We start from the raw sequence: 22,835 nt of genomic DNA, 5'->3' as shown, positions 1-22,835 counted from the left end.
ACTACGACTTTCGATTGGTAGCGATAAAGATTCGGATAATCACAGCGATGCTGGTAAGGGCAAGGGCACTAAATGCGGCAAGAGGCAAAGACCCAGAAATTAGACTTTCGCCGCGCATCACGTTGCCGTAAGTATTAGACCCACCAGCTACGCTCTTGGTGTCCTTAGCCCCGTTTACGCCAAAGTTTGAGCCCGCAGTTAGTCGGCCACGTTCTTTAGGTTCGGTGGCATCCAGGTAACTACTAACCCATTCAGCCGCTCCGGGAATCTGTCCTTCTTGCAAACTTCCTGAGCCGTGAAAAATTGAGCCTAGCGTTGAACCTACAGTATTACCTGTTTTGTCGTTGCGTGCATCCGGTTTGCTTTGCACACCGAATGTCATCAAGGGTCGATTGGCCTGTTCAATAATGTGAGCAGATTGAGGAAGCTGCTCTGAGCTGGGCACCTGTTGTGCAGGTGCTTCTTGGTGAGTCGGTGAGGACTGAACACTGAACCGCGGAGCAACTACCTGCGCGGGATTCACGTCATTTTGAGGAACGTTCGGGGCGGGTACCGGCAATGACGCATTGGGGCTACTCGGTTGCTCTGGTGCAACGGACGGTGCTGGTTGAGGAACCACCGAATCAGGTGAAACCGGTTGAACCGGCTCATTGTGTGTAGCCTCAATAGGAGGAGTCGGAGCCACTGGTTCAACAGTGTGTTCAGTGGGTTCGGGAGTTATCGGACTCGGCGAAACCCCCGGGTGGGGATCCGCTGTAGCACCGGTTATGTCAGAAACTGGAGTCTGCGTGGCTTCATCGCTTTCTTCAGGAACCGGTAGCTGAGTTTCTTCCCCAGGCACATCTGTCGACTCCGCAGTAGGAGCAGGAGTCGGGTTCACGGTAGGCGCAGCTGTTGGAAGGTCAGAGGGAGCTGGTGACTGCGATTCGTCAACGGGAGAAGTTGGTGTCGGCTCACCGGCAGATGAACTCGGCACCGGCTCAGTGACGGAGGGAGCTGGCACCGGAGATTCGGCAGGAGCGACAGTACTGGGCTGAGAAGTAGGCACTTCTGCGGGTGTAGGAACAACCGGTGTGGCAAGAACAGTCGAAGAAGGTTGCGGAGAAACAGGCGTCGCAAATTCCTGTACGAGCACTGGAGAATCCAGTTGCTCTCCCTGCTGAATAGGATCGGCCCATGCACCCGCCCCGCATGCAACAGCAGCTACAGAACCCGCTGCTACCGCTACCAGAGAGCTTCGGTTAAGACTACGCATACCTGAAGAGACCTCTTTCGTCCTGACGAATTACTGGTTTAGCATACCCGCATCGTTCTTTTCTCTCAATGAGCAGAACCACCTCAACCAACCTTGTCGGTCCCCTTCTTCATCTCGTATTAGGATAGAGGGGTGAATGCTGTGGGTCTTAAACGAATTGTAAGTATGGGTGCTTTCGGTCTGCTTCTGACTGCTTGCTCAAGTTCTGTAAACCTTGACGCCGCTCCGGATGCTGCTAACCCTAATTGCGCCAAAGCCATGATTGCTATGCCCGATGAATTAGCTGGTTTCAAACAACGCGAAACCACTGCGCAGGGAACCTCAGCGTGGGGTGACCCTACCGCTATCGTGGTCAAATGCGGCGTCAGCATTGAGCAACCTGTCACAGATGTCTGTGCCGAAGTCAACGGTGTTGATTGGATCATCAAACCGACTGAAGACGCTGATTCTCAAGGGGTTTCTCCAGAGCAGTCAGCGACCGGCACCTGGACGGCTACCACCTTCGGTAGAACCCCAGCCATTCAAGTAACGTTCAACGCCGACCAGGTGCCATCCTCAACGCTCCTGAGCGGAATTAATTCAGCGGTACAGCAGATTGACCAGAGCCAACAATGCTTGAACATGGATGACACGCAGGCATAGCTAATAACCTTATATTGAGGCACACAAAAGGGAGGGCTCACTTTGGCAGTGAGCCCTCCCTTTTATACGATGTCTAAAGCTTAGCGCAGACCCAAAGGACGCTTGAGAGCCAGTGTAATCAGCTCATCAATCAAATCCGGGTACTGAATACCTGAGTTCTCCCACATCGTCTTGTACATCGAAATCGGAGTGAAGCCAGGTAAAGTGTTCACCTCATTAATCACCAGGCGTCCGTCCTCAGTGTAGAAGAAGTCAGCACGTGACAGCCCCTCACCATCGACCGCCAAGAACGCTTCAACAGCCAGTTCGCGCATTTTTTCGGTGACACTCTCAGGCAAATCTGCCGGACACTGAGTGGTTGCGGATGTCTTAGAAACATACTTCGCTTCGAAGTCGTAGAAACTATGTTCAACGTCCTGCACTACGATTTCGCCGGGGTAGGATGCGCGCGGACGACCGTTGTCAGCGGTATCAAGTACAGCGCACTCAATTTCGCGTCCTACGATCCCCGCTTCAATAACTAGCTTGGGGTCAAAACGGTGAGCCTCTTCGATAGCTGCATCGAGCTGATCCGCCGAGTCAACCTTGGTGATACCGAAAGACGACCCTGCACGGGCTGGCTTGACGAAAACCGGGTAGCCCAACTTTTCGATGCGCTCGCGAGCGCCCTGCGCATCGGTTGCCCACTGACGCATCGTGATAACTTCGTAGGGACCGACTTCAAGACCTGCTGCCTCAAAAGCAACCTTCATAAAGTGCTTATCCATGGCTACCGCTGAGGATGTAACACCGCAACCGACATATTTGAGGTCTGCCATTTCGAGCAAGCCCTGCAAGGTACCGTCCTCGCCGAACGGGCCATGTAGCAGGGGAAAGACGACGTCGATGGGCTCACCGTATTCTAGCTCATCGTTTTCGTTGACCAGTCGCAAGCGGTTATCACCTGCACCCAGCGGCAAGAAGACCTGCTGGCCGCCTTCAGGGAAGGTTGCTAGCGCTTCTTGCGTGGTGAGATCTTTGAGCTGGTTCTCATCGGTGAGATACCATTTTCCATCACGAGTGATACCGATGGTCACCACATTGTATTTCTCGTGGTCAATAGCACCGAGCACACCGCAAGCTGTAATCAGTGAGATGGAATGCTCTGAGGAGCGCCCACCGCACAAAAGCGCGACCGTTGGCTTTGAATCAACAGCGTGAGTCATATAAATCTTGAGCTCTCTTTCTAAGAACGTGAGAGGTGAGCCGATTCTGATTTGAGAGCGCGTCCCAAAAGCTTCGGCGCGAGTTCATCAACAGTAATTCTATTCTGAAGAACCGCTACTACGGCTTCGGTAATGGGCATTTCGATGCCGTGACGTTGAGCAAGTTCGGCCACCACCGGTGCGGTTTTTACAGATTCAGCCGTTTGAGTCATCACGGTGCCCAGATCTTCAGGGCTCACGCCTTGGGCAAGATGCTTACCCGCCATATGATTGCGAGACAGCGGTGATGAGCAGGTTGCAATCAAATCGCCCATTCCGGCAAGACCGCTCATCGTCTCGAGCTTTCCTCCAAGCGCAAGTGCCAGACGAGTGGTTTCGGCTAATCCACGCGTCATAACGGATGCTTTGGAATTGTCGCCGTAGTCTTTGCCTTCGCAAATACCAACGCACAAAGCGATCACGTTTTTTACCAGGCCACCTATTTCTACACCGACGATATCGGTGTTGGTATAGGGACGGAAGTAGCTGTTAGCGCAGATAGCGGCTACTTTTTCAGCGGTTTGCTCAGACGATGCGGCAACCACTGATGCCGTGGGTTCTTCTTGAATAATTTCTTTAGCCAGGTTGGGGCCAGAGAGCACACAGATTCGCCCTGAAATATCGTTGCTGTTCACAGGCGACACCTGAGTCAGTACCTCTTGAATGACTTCAGACATACGATAGCCGGTTCCTCGCTCAAGGCCTTTTGCGAGGGAAACCAAAATGGCATGGGGTTCTAGAAAGCTGCCCCACTTCAGCAGGTTCTCTCTTAGTGACTGGGCTGGAACAGCAAGAACAACAATGTCAGCACCTGCCAGAGCATGTTGAATATCAGCCGTATATTCGATGCTTTGAGACAAAACTACGCCGGGAAAATACCGCTCATTGATTCTAGTGTCAGCCATCGCGCTCATAGCGTCGGCATTGCGCCCCCACAGCACAACGTCCGTTGATGCGCCATGCGTTTCAACAGTGTCTGCCACGATTTTCGCAAAGGCTGTACCCCAGCTGCCGGCACCTACAATAGCTACTTTATGCGCGATATTTTGCACGAGATAACTCCTAGCTTTCAGTACGAGCAATCTCGCGGACGCCGGTGCTTGGATTCCAGCGTCCTTCAGGTGCTTTCTCCCCGCGGATATCTGCGAGAACAGCAGTGACAGCATCCATCATGCGATCCGTAACGGCCATCAGCTCGGAGCGTGAGTAACGCTCTGCCTTTTGCTCTGTCACCAGATCAGAAAAATCGATGGGGTCCCCGACTTCAACAACAACTTTGTGCCGCTTACCAAAGCGGGGCTTGCTGTGAGGCGGCATAAACTGCTGATCACCCCAGTGAGCAATAGGCACAACGGGAGCACCGGTAGCCAGAGCCAACCGAGCCGCACCGGTGCGTCCTACCATAGGCCACTGATCGGGGTCTGTAGTCAAAGTACCTTCGGGGTAAATGATGATTGAACCGCCCGCTTCAACAATGTTGCGGGCAGTTTCAAGAGACTTGCGCGCATCCACGGACCCGCGTGAGACCGGCACATGCGCGATAGTGCGCATGAGCCAGCCCAACACGGGTGCGTGGAACAAAGACTCTTTAGCCAGAAAGCGAGGCAGTTTTCCCTCTTTAAACAGCGGGTAAGCCACAGTAATCGGATCAACTTCGCTGATGTGGTTAGCTACCACAATGCAACCGCCTTCAGGCAGCTTTTCAATACCGCGAAATTCGATATCAATCACCAGGTTGTACAAGGGGCGTAGGGTATTACCCGCGATCTTGTACACTGCATTACCCCACGCTGTGGGTTTGAGTTCAGGAAGTTGCTTCTTCTTTGCTGGCTGAGTGTTCATGAAGGTTACTTCACGACCTCAAAGTTAGCGCCGAGCGATTCAAGCTTCTCAACAAAGTGCTCATAGCCGCGAGAAATAACCTGTACGCCGGTGACGTTTGAGGTTCCTTCAGCAGTGAGCGCTGCGATGATGTGGGAGAAGCCACCGCGCAAATCAGGCACGTGAATATCAGTGCCGTGCAACTGGCTCTTACCGGTGATAATCGCGGAGTGCTTGAAGTTCTTGTGACCGAAGCGGCACGGAGTCGGGCCGAGGCAGTCGCGGTGCAACTGAACAGTTGCGCCCATGCGAACGAGAGCGTCGGTGAAGCCAAAACGGTTTTCGTACACGGTCTCGTGTACCACTGATACACCCTGAGCCTGAGTCATCGCTACCACGAGGGGCTGCTGCCAGTCGGTCATAAATCCGGGGTGAACATTGGTCTCAACGAACAAGGGGTTCAAATCGCCACCGGGGTGGTAGAAGCGAATACCGTCTTCGCGGATATCCAGACCGCCACCGAGCTTACGGTAGACGTTAATGAAGGTGCTCATGTCCTTCTGTGAAGCGTTGCGAACAAAGATGTCACCGCCGGTTGCAAGTGCGGCTGACGCCCATGACGCTGATTCATTGCGGTCAGGAAGAGCGACGTGCTGGTAACCCTTGAGTTCTGAAACGCCTTCGATGATAATCTGGCGGTCGGTCTCAACGGTGATGATAGCGCCCATCTTCTGCAAGATTGCGATGAGGTCCATGATCTCGGGTTCGATGGCGGCGTTCTTGAGCTCGGTCTTGCCATCTGCCATGGTTGCAGCCAGCAGAACCTGCTCGGTTGCACCAACGGAGGGGTAAGGCAGAGTGATGGATGCACCCTTCAGGCCGCCTGCCGGTGCCTTCATGGAGATACCGGTGGGCAACTTCTCTACCTGTGCACCGAATTCCTCAAGGACGCGCAGGTGGTAGTTGATCGGGCGATCACCGATGCGGCAACCACCGAGGTCAGGAATGAAAGCCTCACCGATGGTGTGCAGCAAGGGGCCGCACAAAAGAATCGGGATGCGTGAATCGCCAGCGTGCGCGTCAATATCTGCGTGCTGCGCTACGGATACGTTGCTGGGATCCATGCGAAGGTCGCCGGTCTCTTTGTCGAGATCAACTGCAACGCCGTGCAGTTCTACCAAAGAGGTCACTACCTGAACGTCTTTAATTTCAGGTACGTTGCGCAAAACTGAAGGGGTTGAGCCCAGCAAAGCTGCAACCATAGCTTTGGGAACCAAGTTTTTAGCTCCGCGAACATTGACCTCACCGGTCAGTGGGGTTCCACCTTCAATACGAAGTGCGCTGGTCATGTAAATCCAATCGTTGATGTGTCCTGTGGTTATAGCTTTGAACTTACTGTGTCACAGGTACAAAATCTAGAAAAAACTTGTGACCTTTCTATTTACTTTTGAGAGGTCACAAAGCGTAGCAATATAAGCATAGTTTACTCAAAAGCTTTATGAGAGCATCCCACAATGAGAAGTTCGCCCTAGTCTATTCACCTAGTAGCAAACACGCATCCTCTAGTTTTTATAGCAATGCCGCTCCCCCGTTACTGAATAACGAAGGAGCGGCACATTGCCATTTATCGCACCGGTTTATTGTGTGCGAGGAAGCCACGCTGGACGCTTTGATTCAAAGTCGGCAATCGCATCCTCATGTTGCAGAGTGAGCCCAATATCATCGAGCCCCTCCATCAGTCGCCAGCGCACGTATTCATCAATCTCAAAGGGCACGGTCAAGGAGCCGCACTCAACAGTCTTTGATTCAAGATCAACGGTAATTTCAGTACCGGGGTTGTTCTCCAGTTCTTTCCAGATCAGTTCAATATCATCTTGAGCAACCTGCGCCGCAACCAGTCCCTGCTTTCCTGAGTTACCTCGGAAGATGTCTGCAAATCGTGCAGAAATTACGATGCGAAATCCATAGTCCTTCAGAGCCCACACAGCGTGCTCACGAGAAGAACCGGTGCCGAAATCGGGGCCTGCAACCAGCACAGAACCGCGGTTATACGGCTCTTGATTCAAAATAAAGTTCTCATCTTTGCGCCATCCGGCGAACAGGGCATCCTCAAAGCCTGTCTTGGTGACGCGCTTTAAGTAAACAGCGGGGATAATCTGATCGGTGTCTACGTTGGACTGACGCAACGGTACGCCAATGCCCGTGTGCTTTTTAATAGGTTCCATAAGTGCGGGAATCCTTGTCTACGTTCTTGAGAAGTTTTACAGGTCTGCCGGTGACGACAGGGTGCCGCGAATGGCAGTTGCCGCAGCTACCAGCGGTGATACCAGGTGCGTGCGTCCGCCCTTACCCTGGCGACCTTCGAAGTTACGGTTTGAAGTGGAAGCGCATCGCTCGCCCGGTGCCAACTGGTCGGGGTTCATTCCCAAGCACATGGAGCAACCGGCAAAGCGCCAGTCTGCACCGAAATCCTTGAAGATTTGATCCAGGCCTTCAGCTTCAGCGGCAGCGCGCACTTTCTGAGAGCCCGGGACAACCATCATGCGTACACCATCGGCAACTTTTTTGCCCTTGACGATTTCTGCCGCAGCTCGCAAATCTTCAAGACGCGAGTTGGTGCACGAACCCAAGAAGACAACATCCACGGGGATTTCCTTCATGGGAGTACCAGCAGTGAGGTCCATGTACTCAAGAGCGCGAGATGCTGCCTTCTGCGAGCTTTCATCATCGAAATCTTCGGGGGCAGGCACCGCCTGCGACAGGGGCACACCCTGGCCGGGGTTAGTACCCCAAGTTACGAAAGGCTCCAGCTCATTAGCGTCAATGAAAACTTCAGCATCATAGGTTGCGCCATCATCTGTCTTCAGCGACTTCCAATACTCAACTGCCTCGTCCCACAGTTCACCCTTGGGCGCGTGGTCGCGTCCTTTAACGTATTCGAAAGTAGTTTCATCGGGAGCCACCATGCCGGCACGTGCACCTGCCTCAATGGACATGTTGCATATGGTCATACGGCCTTCCATTGACAGAGACTCAATTGCAGAACCGCGATACTCAAGAACATAGCCTTGACCACCACCGGTACCGATTTTTGCAATCACGGCGAGGATAATATCCTTTGCCGTAACTCCCGGTTTAAGGGTGCCATCAACGTTAATAGCCATGGTTTTAAAGGGGGCAAGAGGCAAAGTCTGGGTAGCCATCACGTGCTCTACTTCAGAGGTGCCGATACCGAATGCGAGCGCGCCAAAAGCGCCGTGGGTGGAGGTATGCGAGTCACCGCACACCACCGTCATGCCCGGCATGGTCAAGCCCAGCTGAGGACCTACAACGTGAACAATGCCCTGTTCAGAATCGCCCAGTGAATGAATACGAACGTCAAACTCTTCAGCGTTTTTGCGCAGAGTCTCAATCTGTGTACGCGAGGTGATGTCAGCGATGGTCGAGAAAATATCTTGGGTAGGTGTGTTGTGATCTTCGGTTGCGATGGTGAGATCAACACGGCGAAGGGGACGTCCTTCAAGGCGCAGGCCTTCAAATGCCTGAGGTGAAGTTACTTCGTGCACCAGGTGCAAATCGATGTAGAGAAGGTCGGGCTTGCCATCCTCTCCGCGTACGACGGTGTGCGCGTCCCAGACTTTTTCAGCCAGGGTGCGAGGTGCATGGGTAATGTCACCAGCCATGTTTTCCTCCAGTGTGATGGGGTTCTTTCATTACTATTTTGAACCGTTTTATTACGTGTTTCCATAGATTGAACTTGCATATCACAATATGAGACTTCATCATGGTGTCATGAACACACGTCCATATCAGCATTCCCCAGCTCAATCATCAGATCTATCAGCCCCGCTATCTGCGCAACAGGTAGCTCCTGGTCCAGGCGAGCTTGAAGATACCCCCACCATGCGTTCATCAGGCGTTGGTGTGCTCGACAAAGCCGCATATATTTTGGACTGCTTAGAAGCCGGCCCCGCCACTCTCTCGCAGTTGGTAAAAGCTACCGGCTTAGCGCGTCCTACCGCTCACCGCTTGGCAGTCGCCCTGGCGCATCACCGGTTCGTAGCCCGCGACATACAAGGACGCTTTATGCTCGGACCTCGCATGGGCGAGTTAGCTTCAGCTGCCGGAGAAGATCGACTCATCGCAGCCTCCGGTCCTATTCTCAATAATCTGCGCAATGTTGCAGGCGAAAGTGCGCAGGTCTTCCGCCGTCAAGGTGACTGGCGCGTGTGCGTAGCGTCAGCCGAACGACCTATCGGTTTGCGCGACACCATTCCTGTGGGAACCCAGCTGTCCATGAAAGCAGGATCTGCCGCACAAATCCTCGTGGCATGGGAAGACCACTCACGCCTGGTTGAAGGACTACGCAACGCGCGATTCTCAGCAACCATGCTCGCAGCGGTCCGCCGACGCGGCTGGGCTCAGTCTATCGGCGAACGTGAACGCGGCACCGCATCGGTATCAGCCCCCGTCAGAAGCCCCTCCGGCAAAGTCATAGCAGCGGTATCAATTTCAGGGCCTATTGAACGACTGACACGCCAGCCAGGCCGTCTCTACGCCGAGGTTGTCTGCGATGCAGCATCACAGCTCACCGAAGCCCTGCGTAACTAACTCACCTTGAGTAGTTTTAACAAAAAATTGCGGTCGCATCATGTGATGCGACCGCAATTTTTGTGTTTAGTCCCGCGCTGAGTCTAGAGCCTCGACAAAGCGCTCTCGTCGATCTAGTTCTTCACGCACGGGGTGCACCACGTAGTTTTGCGCGACTTCAGAAATATTGGCGAAAATTTGTCGCTCAATCTTCTTAGCGTACATACGGTGGCCCACTGCAGTGAACAAGCGGCCAAGCATTGCGATCACAACGCCCAACAGCAGCCCAGTCACCACTAAGAGCGTAGGCACCGGCAACGGGAACTCCTCAACCGTGGGAGGCTCAGGTAATTGAATCTGAAAGTACTGCGCGACAAAAAGACCGGTAAGCCACAAAAGCCCCACCAACGCTCCAATGATTCCAATCCACTGAATAGCGTTGAACAGGTGCCACCACCACTGTTTTTTCTCGGCTCTGTAATGGGTGGTTGCGATAGCGCGTTCCAATGCATTGGGAAGCTCATCTTCGCGGCTACGGGCTGCCTGTCGAATACTGTGACTCCACGGCTCGCCTGTACCCTCTGAGCTCATTGATGCAAAACCACGCAACGCCGAACTCATGTTAGCTTTCTGACCGGCACTTTGCGGTGGCAGAGATGACTTTGAAATGGGCTCGCCGTCGTGATCCTGGTGAAGATGAAGTCGCTTCAACGGGTCTTTACGCATGGATAGCAACCAGCGGGTAGGAATCCATCCGGTGCTCTGCGCCGCATGCAACTTATAGGTATCCCCGGCAGCTTTAACCACCTGCGGTGCACCGGAAGCTGAATACAACTTGTTTTCCAGGGTTCTGGTGCTGGTGCCAGTAATTCCGTCAGGCATACCGCCACCGTCGTGATGCTGTAGATTTTCACGAGCGCTGTCAATATCAGCGGCGATGCGAGAAACCGCAGCTGATTTTTCGACGGCAACTCGCCCCAGCACCTCTCGCAAACGATTGATGTTGTAACCCGTGCGGGCTGACACCGCTAAAGGCTGTGCGAGCAAAGATCCGCTCAGACCGTCCTGAGCAAGAAGGAGTTTCAGCGAATCCAGCACATGCGGAATTTCAGCTTCCTCGAGCCGGTCGGCCTGATTGAGCACTGCAAGCATCACTCCCCCGTGTTGGGAGAGAGGGGCAATGAAGTCATCGTGAATCACAGCGTCAGCGTACTTCTGCGGGTCTACAACCCACACCAGCACATCGACCATCGATACCATGCGCTCAACGATGGCACGGTTGGACGCTTCGATGGAGTCAAAATCCGGCAAATCCAGCAGAATCAGCCCGCCGTGCGCCGTCACGGTTGAGCCGCGTCCTACCGAAGACTTGACCTTGTTCCAAATACCAGTTTTTACGGGCACCTGAGCGCTGTTGAGAGCTTCCACAGCGTCCTCAGCGCTTTCGTCCATGACGGTTGCATTTTTGACCTGCAACCAGTCCAAAAGCTCCTGACTGCCAGCTTCTCCCCAGACCGCTGCCTGAGCAGTCGACGTCGTAGGACGGCGCGTCGCCGAACGGGCAAGTTCCTTGCCAACGACCGCGTTGAAAAGGGTGGATTTACCAGAGCCGGTAGCGCCAAAGAACCCAATCACAGTGTGTTCTGCAGAGAGCTCACGACGAGAGGAAGTGCGCTCCAAAATGCGCTGGACGTCTTCAAGTACCTGAGGATCTACGCGACCCTGACCCAGTTCCCAGGCAGCGTGTACGCCTTCGACTTTTCGGGAAAGAGCAGTGAGTGAGCTGTCTTTATCCAAGCGGGCCATTATGCTCCTTTGCTCATGGACTGGCTAACGACTTCAAAGTTTTGAGCTGCTGAGTGCACCAGCTCCGGTTCGGGACCAAGGCCCACAGAATCTACAAGTTCGATAAAGCGCAGCTGGTGTTCTGCGAGCAACTCTGAGATACGGGTATCCAGATTCTCACGAGCTTCGTGAGCCATACGACGAACAGCGTCCTCACCGAAAATCGCTTCGAGCAATCGCTGGCCGACGATACCAGATCCTCCGGCGATACCCACTTCAATACCGGTCAAACCGCCGGTCATCGAAAAGACCGCCACCATCAGTACAACAGCGGTTGCATTCACGCCCAGCGACATAAAACGTGCCTTCTGGCGCTTATCTGCTCCCTCTCGCTGGATGAGGTCCATGATGTCCTGCTGCCATGCACGGATGCTATCAGCTACATCGGCAGAAAAACCTTCGTGGATGCGTCCTAGGTCTTCGCCATTGAGTAGGGCACGACCTGCAGGTTCATCCAGCCAACGTCGTTGTGAAACTTCAGCAGCTTTAGCAGCTTCTTCAAGAATGACAGCGTGAAGCCCCACTTCAAGAGCCTCTTCAACCGGCACTGCCTGAGAGGGCTGGCCCTTCAGGATGCTTGCTACGCGGTCACGCAGACGTCCGATACCGCTTTCTAGGCTACGGAAGAATTCGCCGGTGCCTACGAAATCCTGCCAGCGTGAGAGCACTTCTCCACGCAGTAGAGCGCCGTCTTGGGTCGATGCGTGGATGGTGTGAAAGGCCTCGTCATATGCCGAATACACGGCATTTTTGAGGTGGTCAGCCGTTGCGTACTGCGCCTGTTGACCCTCATACAGGGTATTGGTCTGAGCGGCAATTGAGCGGAGTGCGCCTTCCAGCGTCTTCTTGGCAATAGCTGAGCGCTGAGCGGAATCTGCCCCCAACTCTCTCAGCCAATAGATAAGAGGAAGCACAGCGGCCGATGAAATCAGTCCCTGCTCATCGCGTTCCTGCTCACTGACGGTCAGAAGGAAGGCTGCTTGAATCCCCGCTTCTTCCAACATACGGCGCAGATCTTCTTCGATTTCATCTTCGCTACCTTCTGGCACACGATTAAGAACCACTGCCACGGTGATATCGCGGTTCGCGGCCTCATTGAGAAGTTCCCACGGCACAGCATCTGCATAGCGGTTTGCAGTCGTCACGAACAGCCACAAATCAGCGGCTGACAGAAGCTGCTTGGCAAGTCTGCGATTCTCCTCAGAAATAGAGTCGATATCTGGGGCATCAATCAATGCGATACCCGACGGAATAGCTTCTTCAGGCATCATAATCAGCTGGTCTACGCCTGTATGCGGGTCAGCACCGGGCAGTTTACCGTTCTCAGCGTGAACCCTTACCAGGTGCGGCAAAATGCGCTCTGGGGCGTAGGATGCTAGGTCCTCTGGGCGGTGCAAAAGAACAGGCTGACGCGTGGTGGGGCGAATCGCTCCAGAGCGCGTCACGGGTTTACCGATTAAGGTATTGACCAGCGTCGATTTGCCCGCGCCGGTTGAACCGCCGACAACTACGGTGAGCGGTGAATCTACGGATGCCAGCTTAGGCAACACGTAGTCATCAAGTTGCGCTACCGTTTTGCGCTGCTGAGCTCTCTGAGCATCCACAGAGGCGGTTTGTAGAGGGAACGAGAGATCCTTCAAAATTGCGTTTGCAGTGCGAACCTGCTGAAGGTCTTCGGTGGTTTCCTGTGCCTGCTCAAGATGCTCTTGAACACTCGTGGACGCGGGGGCTTGCGCTCCCTGAGCTTCCCAAGAAACGGTAGGCTCATCGTCCGTGAAGCGCACTGCGCCGCTCAGCGTTGAGCTATTGTCTAAAACTTTAGTTTCTTCTACCGCCGAGTCGTCGACGGATGCGAGTCGGTCGCTCATCGTCGCGTCATCCTCGAATTCTTGCGGAGTGAAGTTATTTGAATCTTTCTGCACTCCCCTATTTTCGCACGTATACGTACCATTTGAGGGGTTAAACAAGAAAAGCTCCTTTAGTTTCCTGAAGGAGCTTTTTGAGCCTGTGACCCCAACCGGATTCGAACCGGTGTTGCCGCCGTGAGAGGGCGGAGTACTAGGCCGCTATACGATGGGGCCATATGTTGCTCAAAGCAACGAGTAAAAGCTTACCAAGCATGATCTGTGAACCACAAATCAACAAGGTGTGATATGCAACTCTAATGAAACAATTGTTTTTCTTGAGATAAACAAAAAGCTCCCTCAGTTTCCTGAAGGAGATTTTTGAGCCTGTGACCCCAACCGGATTCGAACCGGTGTTGCCGCCGTGAGAGGGCGGAGTACTAGGCCGCTATACGATGGGGCCGAAACAACAATCAAGTTGTTCGCTGGGATACCAGGACTCGAACCTAGAATGACGGTACCAGAAACCGTAGTGTTGCCAATTACACCATATCCCAATGTTTTGCTCTGACTTCCGAATTTCTTCGTTGTCATCGCCGCAACGAGTAATAACTCTATACGAGGTTTTAAACCCGTGCAAATCAAAATCTGTAGAGCTAGCTCACAATATCTGGATTCAGATACTAAGTTCCTTGAATTCGTGCGGATTATGAGCAGGAAAAATTTTCTAAAAATATTTTATGCGCCTGATGAAACCCTCATTTCACGCTAACAAGAGTGGCTCAAGCAACACATACACCCCGGTGAGCATTCATCGACTGACTCATAAACTTAATGTAGATAACAAAAATCGGAGGAGTCACCACCACCCACTTTCGCGTTTTAACGCTCACAGTGGATGCAGCGGAACTCCCCCGATTTTCAGCGCTCTGCTTCCAGGCCTTCTAGCTTAGCCCTGCACGTCCTTCAACAGCGAACGCAGGCGGTTCAACGAAGATTCCTTGCCCAAAATCTCCATCGACTCGAACAAAGGCGGTGAAACCTTCGCACCGGACATAGCGGTTCGAATTGGACCGAATGCTAGTCGAGGCTTGATTTCAAGACCATCAACAATTGCCTCACGCAGAGCATTCTGAATAGGCTCAGCAGTAAAGTCATCGAGCGGCTCAAGCACATCGATAGCCGCCTGCAGAACCTGAGGTGCAGATTCTTTCAGCTGCTTACGTGCATCGTCAGCAATAACAATCTCGTCATCGCTCTTGAAGAGGAAGCCCAGCAAAGCAGGAGCTTCGCCCAAAAGCTGCATGCGTTCTTGCACAAGCGGCGCACCTTCGGTGAGAATCTTCTGCTCGCGTTCAGTCAGATCTTCAAAAGAGTTGCCCTCAACAATGCCAGCTCGGTTCAGATACCACACCAGTCGGTCACGGAAATCATTTGCTTCAAGCATACGCACATGAGTGCCGTTGATTGCCTCTGCCTTCTTCACATCAAAACGCGCGGGGTTTGCCAGAACGTCCTTGATATCAAAGTGCTTAACCATCTCATCAAGAGTGAAGATGTCCTGATCATGTGAAAGCGACCAGCCCAACAATGCCAGGTAGTTGTCCAAACCTTCCTTAATAAAGCCCTGCTCCTGCAGAAGGAAGAGGTTGGACTCGGGATCACGCTTAGAAAGCTTCTTATTACCCTGACCCATGACGTAGGGCAGGTGACCGAACTCGGGGATGAACTTGGCAACGCCAACCTCAATCAGGGCACGGTAGAGAGCAATCTGACGCGGAGTAGATGAGAGTAGGTCCTCGCCGCGCAGAACATGGGTGATGCCCATCAACGCATCATCCACGGGGTTAACCAGGGTATAGAGGGGCTTACCATTGGCACGAACGACGACGAAGTCGGGGGTAGAGCCAGCCTTGAAGGTGATTTCACCGCGCACCAGGTCGGTGAAGGTGATGTCTTCATCAGGCATGCGCAAGCGCAACACGGGCTCGCGTCCCTCAGCACGGTAAGCGGCCTTCTGCTCCTCGGTCAGATCGCGGTCAAAGTTATCGTAGCCCAGCTTGGGGTCTTCGCCCTTCGCTTTATGACGCTCTTCGACCTCGGCCGGAGTTGAAAAATCCTCATACACATAGCCGCCATCTACCAACTTCTGAATGACGTCCTGGTAGATATCGCCACGCTGCGACTGACGGTAAGGCTCATGAGGGCCACCCACGCCAACGCCTTCATCCCAGTAAATACCCAACCAGTGCAGTGAGTCTAGCACCTGGTTGAAGGACTCTTCTGAGTCACGCGCCGCATCGGTATCTTCGATACGGAAAACCAACTTGCCGCCGGTGTGCTTAGCATAAGCCCAGTTAAAGAGGGCGGTGCGAATCATACCCACGTGCGGGGTGCCAGTCGGTGACGGGCAAAAACGCACGCGAGTCTCGCTGGGGTCATTCAACTTCAGTGAATAATCAGTCATTGTAATGTTGTGTTTCTCTCTACGTTTAGAGGTTTACAAAAAAATTAGCGACGGAAGGTATTGACGAGAGCACCAATGCCCTCAACTTCAATTTCGACTTCGGAGCCTTCATCCACGCGTCCTACACCAGCGGGGGTGCCGGTAAGAATAACGTCACCGGGCAAAAGTGTGAACATCTCAGATGCGGCAGCTACGACTTCTGCAACGGAGAAAACCATATCTGCGGTAGTACCGTCTTGCTTCAAATCGCCATCTACCCAGGTCTGAATAGAAAGATCATCGGTCTGCAACTCCGTTTGGATCCACGGACCCAGCGGGCAGGCGCCATCAAACCCTTTAGCACGCGTCCACTGAAGGTCTGACTTCTGGGCATCGCGGGCAGTGAGGTCGTTGGCAACGGTGTAACCGAAAATGATTTCGGGAACTCGCTCGACCGGTACCGACTTTGCAATGCGGCCAATCACGACGGCGAGCTCGCCCTCGTAAGAAATGTCCTCAGACCATTCAGGCAAAGTCACGGGATCGTTAGGCCCAACGACTGCGGTGTTTGGCTTCAGGAAAAACTGGGGTGACGCGGGTGTTTCGTTGCCCAGTTCTGATGCATGATCGTGCCAGTTACGAGCAGCACCAATCACCTTGGAACGAGGAATAATCGGCGATAAAAGACGCACATCTTCAATCGAAAACTTCTTATCGGTAGGCTGGACGCCACCGTAAAAAGGATCACCGGAAAGAGCAGTGAGAGTTTCTTCGCCCTGCTCCCCTTCTACAACACCGAAGTAGAGTTCATTATCTACAGTAAATCGAGCAATACGCATACTCTCTAGGCTACCTAAAGTTCAGCCAACCCCACCATTGATGAGCTTGTTTTCACTATTTTCGGGCAAAGTTCACACCAAAAAGGGGCTGCAGAGATGATTCTCCGCAGCCCCTTGCGTTTAAAGATTAGACCAGTTTGGTCAACCAGCCGTGACGATCTTCAACAGCACCGGTTTGAATGCCAACCAGCTCATCACGGATTGCCATGGTAACCTCACCGTTTTCACCGTCGCCGGCAGCATTAGGAATCTCAAATTCAGCCGACTTGAGCTTACCAATGGGCTGAATAACAGCAGCGGTACCGCACGCAAACACTTCGGTGATATCGCCAGTTGCCACGCCTTCGCGCCACTGCGTCAGAGTAATAGCTCGCTCTTCAACGCTCATACCGCGATCTTCGGCGAGTTGCAGAATTGACTTACGGGTAACGCCTTCAAGAATGGTGCCGGTCAATTCGGGGGTAACGATTTTGTTTTCTTTGCCGTAGACAAAGAAAACGTTCATGCCACCGAGCTCTTCGATAGCTTCTTCGCGGTTAGGATCCTTAAAGATGACCTGCTGACACCCGTGCTTTTCGCCTTCTAGCTGAGCAATCATGGATGCTGCATAGTTGCCGCCGCACTTTGCGGCACCTGTACCACCGACGCCTGCACGAGCGTAATTTTCTGACAGCCAAATATCTACCGGCTTTGGGGTACCGAAGTAGTTACCCACGGGAGAGCCAATCACCATGAAGCTCACTTCGTGTGAAGGACGCACGCCCAGGTACGCTTCTGTCGCAATCATGAAAGGACGAATGTAGTAGGCCTCGCCCTCGCCTGAAGGTACCCAGTGCTCATCGATGCTAACGAGTTCTTTGACAGCTTCAATAAAGGTTTCTTCAGGAAGTTGAGGTAATGCCAATCGCTCAGCTGAACGGTTCAGACGCTTAGCGTTTTCTTCGATGCGGAAGGTCCACACTGAGCCGTCGCTGTGACGGTAGGCCTTAATACCTTCGAAGATTTCTTGTCCGTAGTGGAAGACAGCCGCAGCAGGGTCGAGAGTAAGAGGCCCATAGGCGTGGACGCGCGCGTTCTTCCACTCTCCCCCGTCTTCGTAGGTACCCTTCCAGTCAATAGTGACCATGTGGTCCGAGAAGAAGTTACCGAAACCGGGGTTCGCAAAGATTTCTTCTAGCTGTTCTTTTGATGCGGGATTAGGATTGGGTTCTTTTCGGAATGAAACCGTCATGATTACGACTTACCTTTTCTAACAAATTGAACGTTGGTATTACTACCACCCTACTCGTGGTCAGCAGATTACCGATACGTCAAAACCAAAGTATGAATAAGTATTGAGCGCTATTTTTCACCGGTCAAAACTGCAATGATGTCGTCACCGATAGCATCGGTGCTACGAGTTTCACCAATGTGCTGAGCGAGATCTTTTTCAACGGCCTGCTCAATTTTCGCGCCTTCAGCCTCAAAACCACGGTGCTTAAGCAGTAGCGCAACCGCCAAAATCGCTGCGGTGGGGTTAGCGATGTTTTGTCCCGCGATATCCGGTGCAGAGCCGTGAACAGGTTCAAACATGGAGGGGAACTCACCCGAAGCATTGATATTTCCGGATGCGGCGTATCCGATACCGCCGGTAATAGCACCAGCCTGATCAGTAATGATGTCGCCGAACAGGTTATCGGTTACGATGACATCAAATCGGGCGGGGTCCGTTGTCATAAAGATAGTTGCCGCGTCAATGTGCAGGTAATCGGTTTGGACATCCCGGTATTCTGCGGCAATCGCATTGAAGTAGCGTGAATACAGTTTTCCGGCATTCACCAAAACGTTGGTTTTGTGAATTAAAGTAAGCTTTTTACGACGCGTTTGAGCCAGTTCAAAGGCATATCGCACTAGGCGCTCAACGCCGTGGGCGGTGTTCAGCGACACCTCAGTTGCGATTTCTTGGTCGGTATCTGCACGCAGTCGTCCGCCATTACCTACATAGGGGCCTTCAGTGCCCTCACGCACCACCACAAAATCAATCTCACCGGGGTTGCTCAACGGTGAGGTCGCCCCGGGCAAGAGTTTGGAGGGGCGCAGGTTAATGTAGTGGTCGAATGAGAACCGAAGTTTCAACAGCATTTCGCGTTCGATTAGACCGGATGGAATATCAGTTGAACGAGGATCAGCGCCTACTGCGCCAAACAAAATAGCATCGTGCTGACGAAGCGCGTGCATGGTGTCCTCGGTGAGAGTCTCCCCCGTCGCACGCCAGTGGTCAGCTCCCAGAGGGTATTCACGCTGCGCGAGGTCAATATCAGATGAGGACGCAACGGTCTGCAACACTCGAAGTGCCTGTGCCACTACTTCGGGGCCGATACCGTCGCCGGGAATTACTGCTAAATCTAATGAACGGGTCTTACTCATGTTTAAACCGTAATACTGCACACAGAGTTTCACCCAGACTTAGCGTCGGCGTCCCAGATGATGAACACATTCACCAGAAACGGTTGATGCTATTTCATCAGCATCCACCGCATAGAGATGTTTATTCGTGCGACAAGAGCATCGGTTTATGAATTACTCGCACTGGGTTGGCTCGTAACAGGCGCTGAAGACTTCGGATCGTTTTTATCCTCTTCGACTCTCTTCGACGCGGTCTCATGAATTCTCTCGAGCTCAGAACCTACATTCTTTACTCGTTTGTACGCGCTTTCATAATATTTACCTGCCAAGTCATTGACCGACTGGTTGAAACTTATATCCTCACGACACTGAGCATCAGCAGTCGCCTGTCTTTTCTGCTCATCCAGCTGAAAATTGTTGGCAGCGGTTACAGCACTATTCGTATCCGTCAGGTTCGGGTATCCTGCATCGTTCATACACTGCGACCATTTTTCTTGAAGCTTGGTGTATTCATCATCTTCTAGCATCTTATCTCGCACAGAATGCACGAAAGATGGCGCCAATTCGGCCGCTTTCAAACCGTCTTCTACGCTTCCGTAGATGTAGTTCAAGCTCTCGGCCATACACCCATCGGTGGGGATATCACCCGATGAATATTCAAGCAAAGTGGCGGATGCGGTGCCGTTTTTCGCATCACCGAAATAGGCTTTCTGGCCAGCCTTGTCAGAGCTATCCAAAGGAGTGCGATCAGCGTCTTTAGCCAGCTGATAGCCGTGATCTTTGGCGTCATCTACTGTCAGGTTCGTACCCAAAATTTGGTCGATAGAATGCGGTTGAATCTGAGGCAGATAGGTGCCACCGCGCTTTTCTACGCAACGCTGGGCGAATTTTGCGCGCGCCTTTTCAGCGTCCTCAGAAGGTAATACCCAGCTCTTAAATTTGTCGATATGTTTCTGGTTAGTTTTTGTAGCCGCTTCTAGATCATTTAGATTTTCGGGCGCAGATGAACAACCCGAGACTGCAAGAACGCCGATAGCTACAACAGCCGCCCAAGAACTTTTAGAAGTGACCATTCTTACCGTAAAACTCCAACCAAAAAACTCGTACCTGATACGCCCTAACACACTACACTAGATAACTGGTTTAGAAATTCGACTATCTCACACCCCACAAGAGACAAAGCTGGTTTATGCCTCACTCCTCAAACGCAACTGAGACAACTTTTTCCCCTTCTCGCCGCTCCCTCATGTTCGGTGCTCTGGCCACCGGCGTCGGCATGGCAGCAGCTACAACTACCGTGGCTACAGCGACCGAAGCCGCCGTAGAAACACCCACTTTTAAATACCCCAGCCCTCGGGGTTTCTCGCTAGCGCTGTGGGGAAGCTCCACCATCGAAAACGCCCACGTAACCCAAGGTGTGCCCGCCGGACTCGATGCAAAACTTGAAACTTCACTCAAGACCCTTTTAGGGATCGATATTTTCAATTTCGGACGCGGCGGTGAGACCTCGTCTAATATCTTGGCTCGTCGCGGTGTTGGCGATGCCCGCTACCGCTTAGCTTTTCCCGATAACAAAATTCCGGCTTCAGGAACAGTGAAGGTCACGCTCGACTCTTCAACCACTTCAACCTGGAACCAAAACACAATCTTCCCCGGTTACGTGCAAGACATTCCTGGAACCCTCACCGCAATCAAAGAATCAGAAGGTGCCTATTACTTCACCCGTTCCGTTGATGGCGAAGAGCGATATGCGCCTGCTGGTGCGGCCTCAGAATTTTATTCGCGTCAAGAAATGATGTCTCGGGCGTCAAACCACATCATCCAAATCGGCAGAAATAATCTCAATCAACTGGATCAGCTGAAAAAAGACACCAAAGCTGCCTTTGATATGGCTCCCAAAACAACGCTAGTCATGGGGCACTTCCCTGCGGGCAAACAAGCTAAAGACTCTGAAAACCTCAAGCAGGTTTCTGCATATAACGCATGGGCAGCTGAGACCTACGGTGATCGTTTTCTAGACACCATGGACTGGTTACGCGAAAAGTCCCAAGAATCGTGGTTGCGCTACGGCGATCTTCAGGGATCAGATGTTTGGAACTCCCCCGATGACCGTAAAGATTACGAGGACGGTAACGTACCCCGCTCGCTCTATGCTGATGACTTTTTCCACCTCAATGGTTGGGGCTACCTAGTCCTAGCGCAGATGATGGCAGCCCGAGTGAGCTACCTAGGTTGGGCATAAGCTACTTCATAACGGGTGGGGCTGGTCAACATAGTTGACCAGCCCCACCCGTTTTTAAAGGTTATTTAGTTTTTAGGCTCTTCATAACGCGGGAAGATGCCTGAAGGAGCAGGAAGCTCCGTTCCGGGAACAAGAGACTTGTTCAGCTGAGCGAACTGACGCGCATCCGGGGATACGGCCAGCAGATCTAGCATTTTAGCCATCGAACCGGGCATCACCGGCTGCACGAGTGTAGCAACCACACGAATCACCTCAGCCGTTACGTACAGAACGGTCTTCATGCGATTTTCATCGGTCTTGCGAAGTTTCCACGGTTCTTGAGCAGTGAAATAGCGGTTAGCATCAGCGACCACATGCCAGATGCGCTCTAAAGCCTTGTGGAAAGCAAGCTCATCGAAATCTGCTCGCACGGGCTCATACAAGCTGTACGCTGCATCGAGCATGGCGCGGTCTTCAGCAGTGAACTCACCAAACTCGGGAACCTTGCCCTCACAGTTTTTAGCAACCATTGAGAGCGAGCGCTGCGCCAGATTACCAAGATCGTTAGCGAGATCTGAGTTGATGCGGTTTTTGATTGCTTCTGCCGAGTAGGATCCGTCTTGACCAAAAGTCACTTCGCGAAGCAGGAAGAAACGCAACGGGTCCAGACCGAAGGTGGAGACCAAGTCAGAGGGGTCAACGACGTTACCCACTGACTTCGACATTTTTTCGCCATCAACTAGCAAGAAGCCGTGGGCAAAGACGCGCCTGGGTAGTTCTAGTCCTGCTGACCACAAGAAAGCGGGCCAGTAAATAGCGTGGAAGCGTGAAATGTCCTTACCAATGACGTGGTAGTTCGCTGGCCAGTATTTAGTGAACATTTCACCGTCAGTATCGGGGAACCCGATGCCGGTGAGGTAGTTGGTGAGCGCGTCCACCCACACGTACATCACGTGCTTGTCGTTGCCGGGCACAGGTACGCCCCAGTCAAAGCTGGTGCGGGAAATTGAAAGATCGTTGAGTCCGTCTTTCATAAATCCGGCAAGCTCGTTACGGCGTGACTCGGGGTAGATGAACCCTTCGGTGGCGTACAGTTCTTTCAAACGATCAGCGTACTTGGAGAGGCGGAAGAAGTAAGATTCTTCTTCGGTCCATTCCACCTCGGTGCCGGTAGTGACGGAATAACGAATACCGTCGCGTACCTCGGTCTCGTCTTCAGCGTAGAAGGCCTCATCGCGTACTGAGTACCAGCCTTCGTACTTATCGAGGTAGATATCGCCGGCTTCTTCCATACGCTTCCACATCTCTTGTGACGCGGTGTAGTGGTCTGCGTCTGTGGTACGAATGTAGCGGTCATAGGAAATCTCGAGGGCATCGTCCATTGCTTTGAACCTCGCAGCGTTCTGATCTGCTAGTTCTTTAGCGCTCATGCCCAGCTTCTGAGCGGTGGTCTGCATTTTCTGGCCGTGCTCATCGGTACCGGTCAGAAAGCGAACGTCGTATCTGTCAAGACGCTTAAATCGCGCCATGACGTCCGTTGCAATGTGTTCATAAGCGTGACCGATGTGAGGGTCACCGTTGGGGTAAGCAATTGCGGTGGTGATGTAGTACGGCTGTGAAGTCATAGTTCTAACTTTACCGTGTCTTGTATGGTTCATTGAATTTGTGAATACAAAAAGAGCGGCTGAACTCCGTGAGAAATT

The 22,835-nt window shown here is 52.7% G+C and carries 18 protein-coding genes and 3 tRNA genes; 3 read left to right on the top strand and 18 right to left on the bottom strand.

Annotated elements, in window-relative coordinates; genetic code table 11:
• Position 1: 1 nt before the first annotated feature.
• Positions 2 to 1,255 (bottom strand): hypothetical protein, encoded by a 1,254-nt coding sequence (locus IDM49_RS04985; RefSeq protein WP_190725233.1) that lies wholly within the window; start codon positions 1,253 to 1,255, stop codon positions 2 to 4.
• A 141-nt stretch (positions 1,256 to 1,396) separates the two neighbouring features.
• On the opposite strand from IDM49_RS04985, the gene IDM49_RS04980 reads away from it, so the two are divergent.
• On the top strand, positions 1,397 to 1,897 hold the full coding sequence (locus IDM49_RS04980; RefSeq protein WP_228008199.1) for a DUF3515 domain-containing protein: 501 nt from the start codon (positions 1,397 to 1,399) through the stop codon (positions 1,895 to 1,897).
• A gap of 80 nt (positions 1,898 to 1,977) precedes the next feature.
• Here the strand turns inward: IDM49_RS04980 and IDM49_RS04975 are convergent, their stop codons facing one another.
• The 6 genes from IDM49_RS04975 to leuC all read right to left on the bottom strand — a co-directional run bounded on the left by IDM49_RS04975 (position 1,978) and on the right by leuC (position 8,645).
• The gene (locus IDM49_RS04975) at positions 1,978 to 3,102 is read right to left on the bottom strand and encodes a D-alanine--D-alanine ligase family protein (protein WP_168613655.1); all 1,125 of its coding nucleotides are present in this window, start codon (positions 3,100 to 3,102) and stop codon (positions 1,978 to 1,980) included.
• 20 nt (positions 3,103 to 3,122) lie between these two features.
• Entirely contained in the window at positions 3,123 to 4,193 is a 1,071-nt protein-coding gene (locus IDM49_RS04970) for an NAD(P)H-dependent glycerol-3-phosphate dehydrogenase (protein ID WP_228008198.1), read from the bottom strand.
• A 10-nt stretch (positions 4,194 to 4,203) separates the two neighbouring features.
• Entirely contained in the window at positions 4,204 to 4,983 is a 780-nt protein-coding gene (locus tag IDM49_RS04965) for a lysophospholipid acyltransferase family protein (protein WP_168613657.1), read from the bottom strand.
• A gap of 5 nt (positions 4,984 to 4,988) precedes the next feature.
• The gene (murA, locus tag IDM49_RS04960; RefSeq protein WP_168613658.1) at positions 4,989 to 6,311 is read right to left on the bottom strand and encodes a UDP-N-acetylglucosamine 1-carboxyvinyltransferase; all 1,323 of its coding nucleotides are present in this window, start codon (positions 6,309 to 6,311) and stop codon (positions 4,989 to 4,991) included.
• A gap of 288 nt (positions 6,312 to 6,599) precedes the next feature.
• Positions 6,600 to 7,187, bottom strand: coding sequence for a 3-isopropylmalate dehydratase small subunit (gene leuD / locus IDM49_RS04955; RefSeq protein WP_190725231.1), 588 nt, complete (start codon positions 7,185 to 7,187; stop codon positions 6,600 to 6,602).
• A 36-nt stretch (positions 7,188 to 7,223) separates the two neighbouring features.
• Positions 7,224 to 8,645 carry a 3-isopropylmalate dehydratase large subunit gene (leuC, locus tag IDM49_RS04950; RefSeq protein ID WP_190725230.1) on the bottom strand — a complete coding sequence of 474 codons (1,422 nt, stop codon included), beginning with the start codon at positions 8,643 to 8,645 and terminating at the stop codon, positions 7,224 to 7,226.
• Between the two features lie 220 nt (positions 8,646 to 8,865).
• Between leuC and IDM49_RS04945 the strand changes: the two genes are divergently transcribed.
• Positions 8,866 to 9,573 carry an IclR family transcriptional regulator gene (locus IDM49_RS04945; protein ID WP_168613842.1) on the top strand — a complete coding sequence of 236 codons (708 nt, stop codon included), beginning with the start codon at positions 8,866 to 8,868 and terminating at the stop codon, positions 9,571 to 9,573.
• Between the two features lie 66 nt (positions 9,574 to 9,639).
• On the opposite strand, the gene IDM49_RS04940 is transcribed toward IDM49_RS04945, so the two are convergent.
• From IDM49_RS04940 to IDM49_RS04895, 10 genes are all read right to left on the bottom strand, one after another.
• Positions 9,640 to 11,358 (bottom strand): dynamin family protein, encoded by a 1,719-nt coding sequence (locus IDM49_RS04940; RefSeq protein WP_190725229.1) that lies wholly within the window; start codon positions 11,356 to 11,358, stop codon positions 9,640 to 9,642.
• Complete coding sequence (locus IDM49_RS04935) at positions 11,358 to 13,364, bottom strand: dynamin family protein (RefSeq protein WP_228008197.1); 2,007 nt, start codon at positions 13,362 to 13,364, stop codon at positions 11,358 to 11,360. The genes IDM49_RS04940 and IDM49_RS04935 overlap by 1 nt, the downstream gene beginning before the upstream one ends.
• Before the next feature lie 41 nt (positions 13,365 to 13,405).
• A tRNA-Glu gene (locus IDM49_RS04930) sits at positions 13,406 to 13,478 on the bottom strand.
• Positions 13,479 to 13,631: 153 nt separating this feature from the next.
• A tRNA-Glu gene (locus IDM49_RS04925) sits at positions 13,632 to 13,704 on the bottom strand.
• Positions 13,705 to 13,726: 22 nt separating this feature from the next.
• A tRNA-Gln gene (locus tag IDM49_RS04920) sits at positions 13,727 to 13,798 on the bottom strand.
• Positions 13,799 to 14,190: 392 nt separating this feature from the next.
• Positions 14,191 to 15,708 (bottom strand): glutamate--tRNA ligase, encoded by a 1,518-nt coding sequence (gene gltX / locus IDM49_RS04915; RefSeq protein WP_190725228.1) that lies wholly within the window; start codon positions 15,706 to 15,708, stop codon positions 14,191 to 14,193.
• 44 nt (positions 15,709 to 15,752) lie between these two features.
• Positions 15,753 to 16,526 carry a fumarylacetoacetate hydrolase family protein gene (locus tag IDM49_RS04910; RefSeq protein ID WP_190725227.1) on the bottom strand — a complete coding sequence of 258 codons (774 nt, stop codon included), beginning with the start codon at positions 16,524 to 16,526 and terminating at the stop codon, positions 15,753 to 15,755.
• Positions 16,527 to 16,653: 127 nt separating this feature from the next.
• The gene (locus tag IDM49_RS04905) at positions 16,654 to 17,757 is read right to left on the bottom strand and encodes a branched-chain amino acid aminotransferase (protein WP_190725226.1); all 1,104 of its coding nucleotides are present in this window, start codon (positions 17,755 to 17,757) and stop codon (positions 16,654 to 16,656) included.
• A gap of 110 nt (positions 17,758 to 17,867) precedes the next feature.
• A complete protein-coding gene (locus tag IDM49_RS04900) occupies positions 17,868 to 18,932 on the bottom strand; it encodes a 3-isopropylmalate dehydrogenase (RefSeq protein WP_190725225.1) in 1,065 nt (354 codons plus the stop codon).
• Between the two features lie 146 nt (positions 18,933 to 19,078).
• Positions 19,079 to 19,984 carry a hypothetical protein gene (locus IDM49_RS04895; protein WP_190725224.1) on the bottom strand — a complete coding sequence of 302 codons (906 nt, stop codon included), beginning with the start codon at positions 19,982 to 19,984 and terminating at the stop codon, positions 19,079 to 19,081.
• A gap of 116 nt (positions 19,985 to 20,100) precedes the next feature.
• Here IDM49_RS04895 and IDM49_RS04890 point away from each other — a divergent pair, with 116 nt between their 5' ends.
• Complete coding sequence (locus tag IDM49_RS04890; RefSeq protein WP_168613667.1) at positions 20,101 to 21,153, top strand: hypothetical protein; 1,053 nt, start codon at positions 20,101 to 20,103, stop codon at positions 21,151 to 21,153.
• A 65-nt stretch (positions 21,154 to 21,218) separates the two neighbouring features.
• Here the strand turns inward: IDM49_RS04890 and metG are convergent, their stop codons facing one another.
• Positions 21,219 to 22,757 (bottom strand): methionine--tRNA ligase, encoded by a 1,539-nt coding sequence (gene metG / locus IDM49_RS04885; protein WP_190725223.1) that lies wholly within the window; start codon positions 22,755 to 22,757, stop codon positions 21,219 to 21,221.
• Positions 22,758 to 22,835: the final 78 nt, after the last annotated feature.

Source organism: Rothia terrae (assembly GCF_014705925.2).
Taxonomy (GTDB): domain Bacteria; phylum Actinomycetota; class Actinomycetes; order Actinomycetales; family Micrococcaceae; genus Rothia; species Rothia terrae.
The sequence above is the reverse complement of the archived record's forward strand: the minus strand, read 5'-3'. Positions and strand labels throughout refer to the sequence as shown.

Excerpts from the sequence above, each read along its gene's own strand:
- IDM49_RS04985 (WP_190725233.1), bottom strand. The coding sequence starts at position 1,255 with ATGCGTAGTCTTAACCGAAGCTCTCTGGTAGCGGTAGCAGCGGGTTCT.
- IDM49_RS04975 (WP_168613655.1), bottom strand. The coding sequence starts at position 3,102 with ATGACTCACGCTGTTGATTCAAAGCCAACGGTCGCGCTTTTGTGCGGT.
- IDM49_RS04965 (WP_168613657.1), bottom strand. The coding sequence starts at position 4,983 with ATGAACACTCAGCCAGCAAAGAAGAAGCAACTTCCTGAACTCAAACCC.
- murA (WP_168613658.1), bottom strand. The coding sequence starts at position 6,311 with ATGACCAGCGCACTTCGTATTGAAGGTGGAACCCCACTGACCGGTGAG.
- leuD (WP_190725231.1), bottom strand. The coding sequence starts at position 7,187 with ATGGAACCTATTAAAAAGCACACGGGCATTGGCGTACCGTTGCGTCAG.
- leuC (WP_190725230.1), bottom strand. The coding sequence starts at position 8,645 with ATGGCTGGTGACATTACCCATGCACCTCGCACCCTGGCTGAAAAAGTC.
- IDM49_RS04945 (WP_168613842.1), top strand. The coding sequence starts at position 8,866 with ATGCGTTCATCAGGCGTTGGTGTGCTCGACAAAGCCGCATATATTTTG.
- IDM49_RS04940 (WP_190725229.1), bottom strand. The coding sequence starts at position 11,358 with ATGGCCCGCTTGGATAAAGACAGCTCACTCACTGCTCTTTCCCGAAAA.
- gltX (WP_190725228.1), bottom strand. The coding sequence starts at position 15,708 with ATGACTGATTATTCACTGAAGTTGAATGACCCCAGCGAGACTCGCGTG.
- IDM49_RS04910 (WP_190725227.1), bottom strand. The coding sequence starts at position 16,526 with ATGCGTATTGCTCGATTTACTGTAGATAATGAACTCTACTTCGGTGTT.
- IDM49_RS04905 (WP_190725226.1), bottom strand. The coding sequence starts at position 17,757 with ATGACGGTTTCATTCCGAAAAGAACCCAATCCTAATCCCGCATCAAAA.
- IDM49_RS04900 (WP_190725225.1), bottom strand. The coding sequence starts at position 18,932 with ATGAGTAAGACCCGTTCATTAGATTTAGCAGTAATTCCCGGCGACGGT.
- IDM49_RS04895 (WP_190725224.1), bottom strand. The coding sequence starts at position 19,984 with ATGGTCACTTCTAAAAGTTCTTGGGCGGCTGTTGTAGCTATCGGCGTT.
- IDM49_RS04890 (WP_168613667.1), top strand. The coding sequence starts at position 20,101 with ATGCCTCACTCCTCAAACGCAACTGAGACAACTTTTTCCCCTTCTCGC.
- metG (WP_190725223.1), bottom strand. The coding sequence starts at position 22,757 with ATGACTTCACAGCCGTACTACATCACCACCGCAATTGCTTACCCCAAC.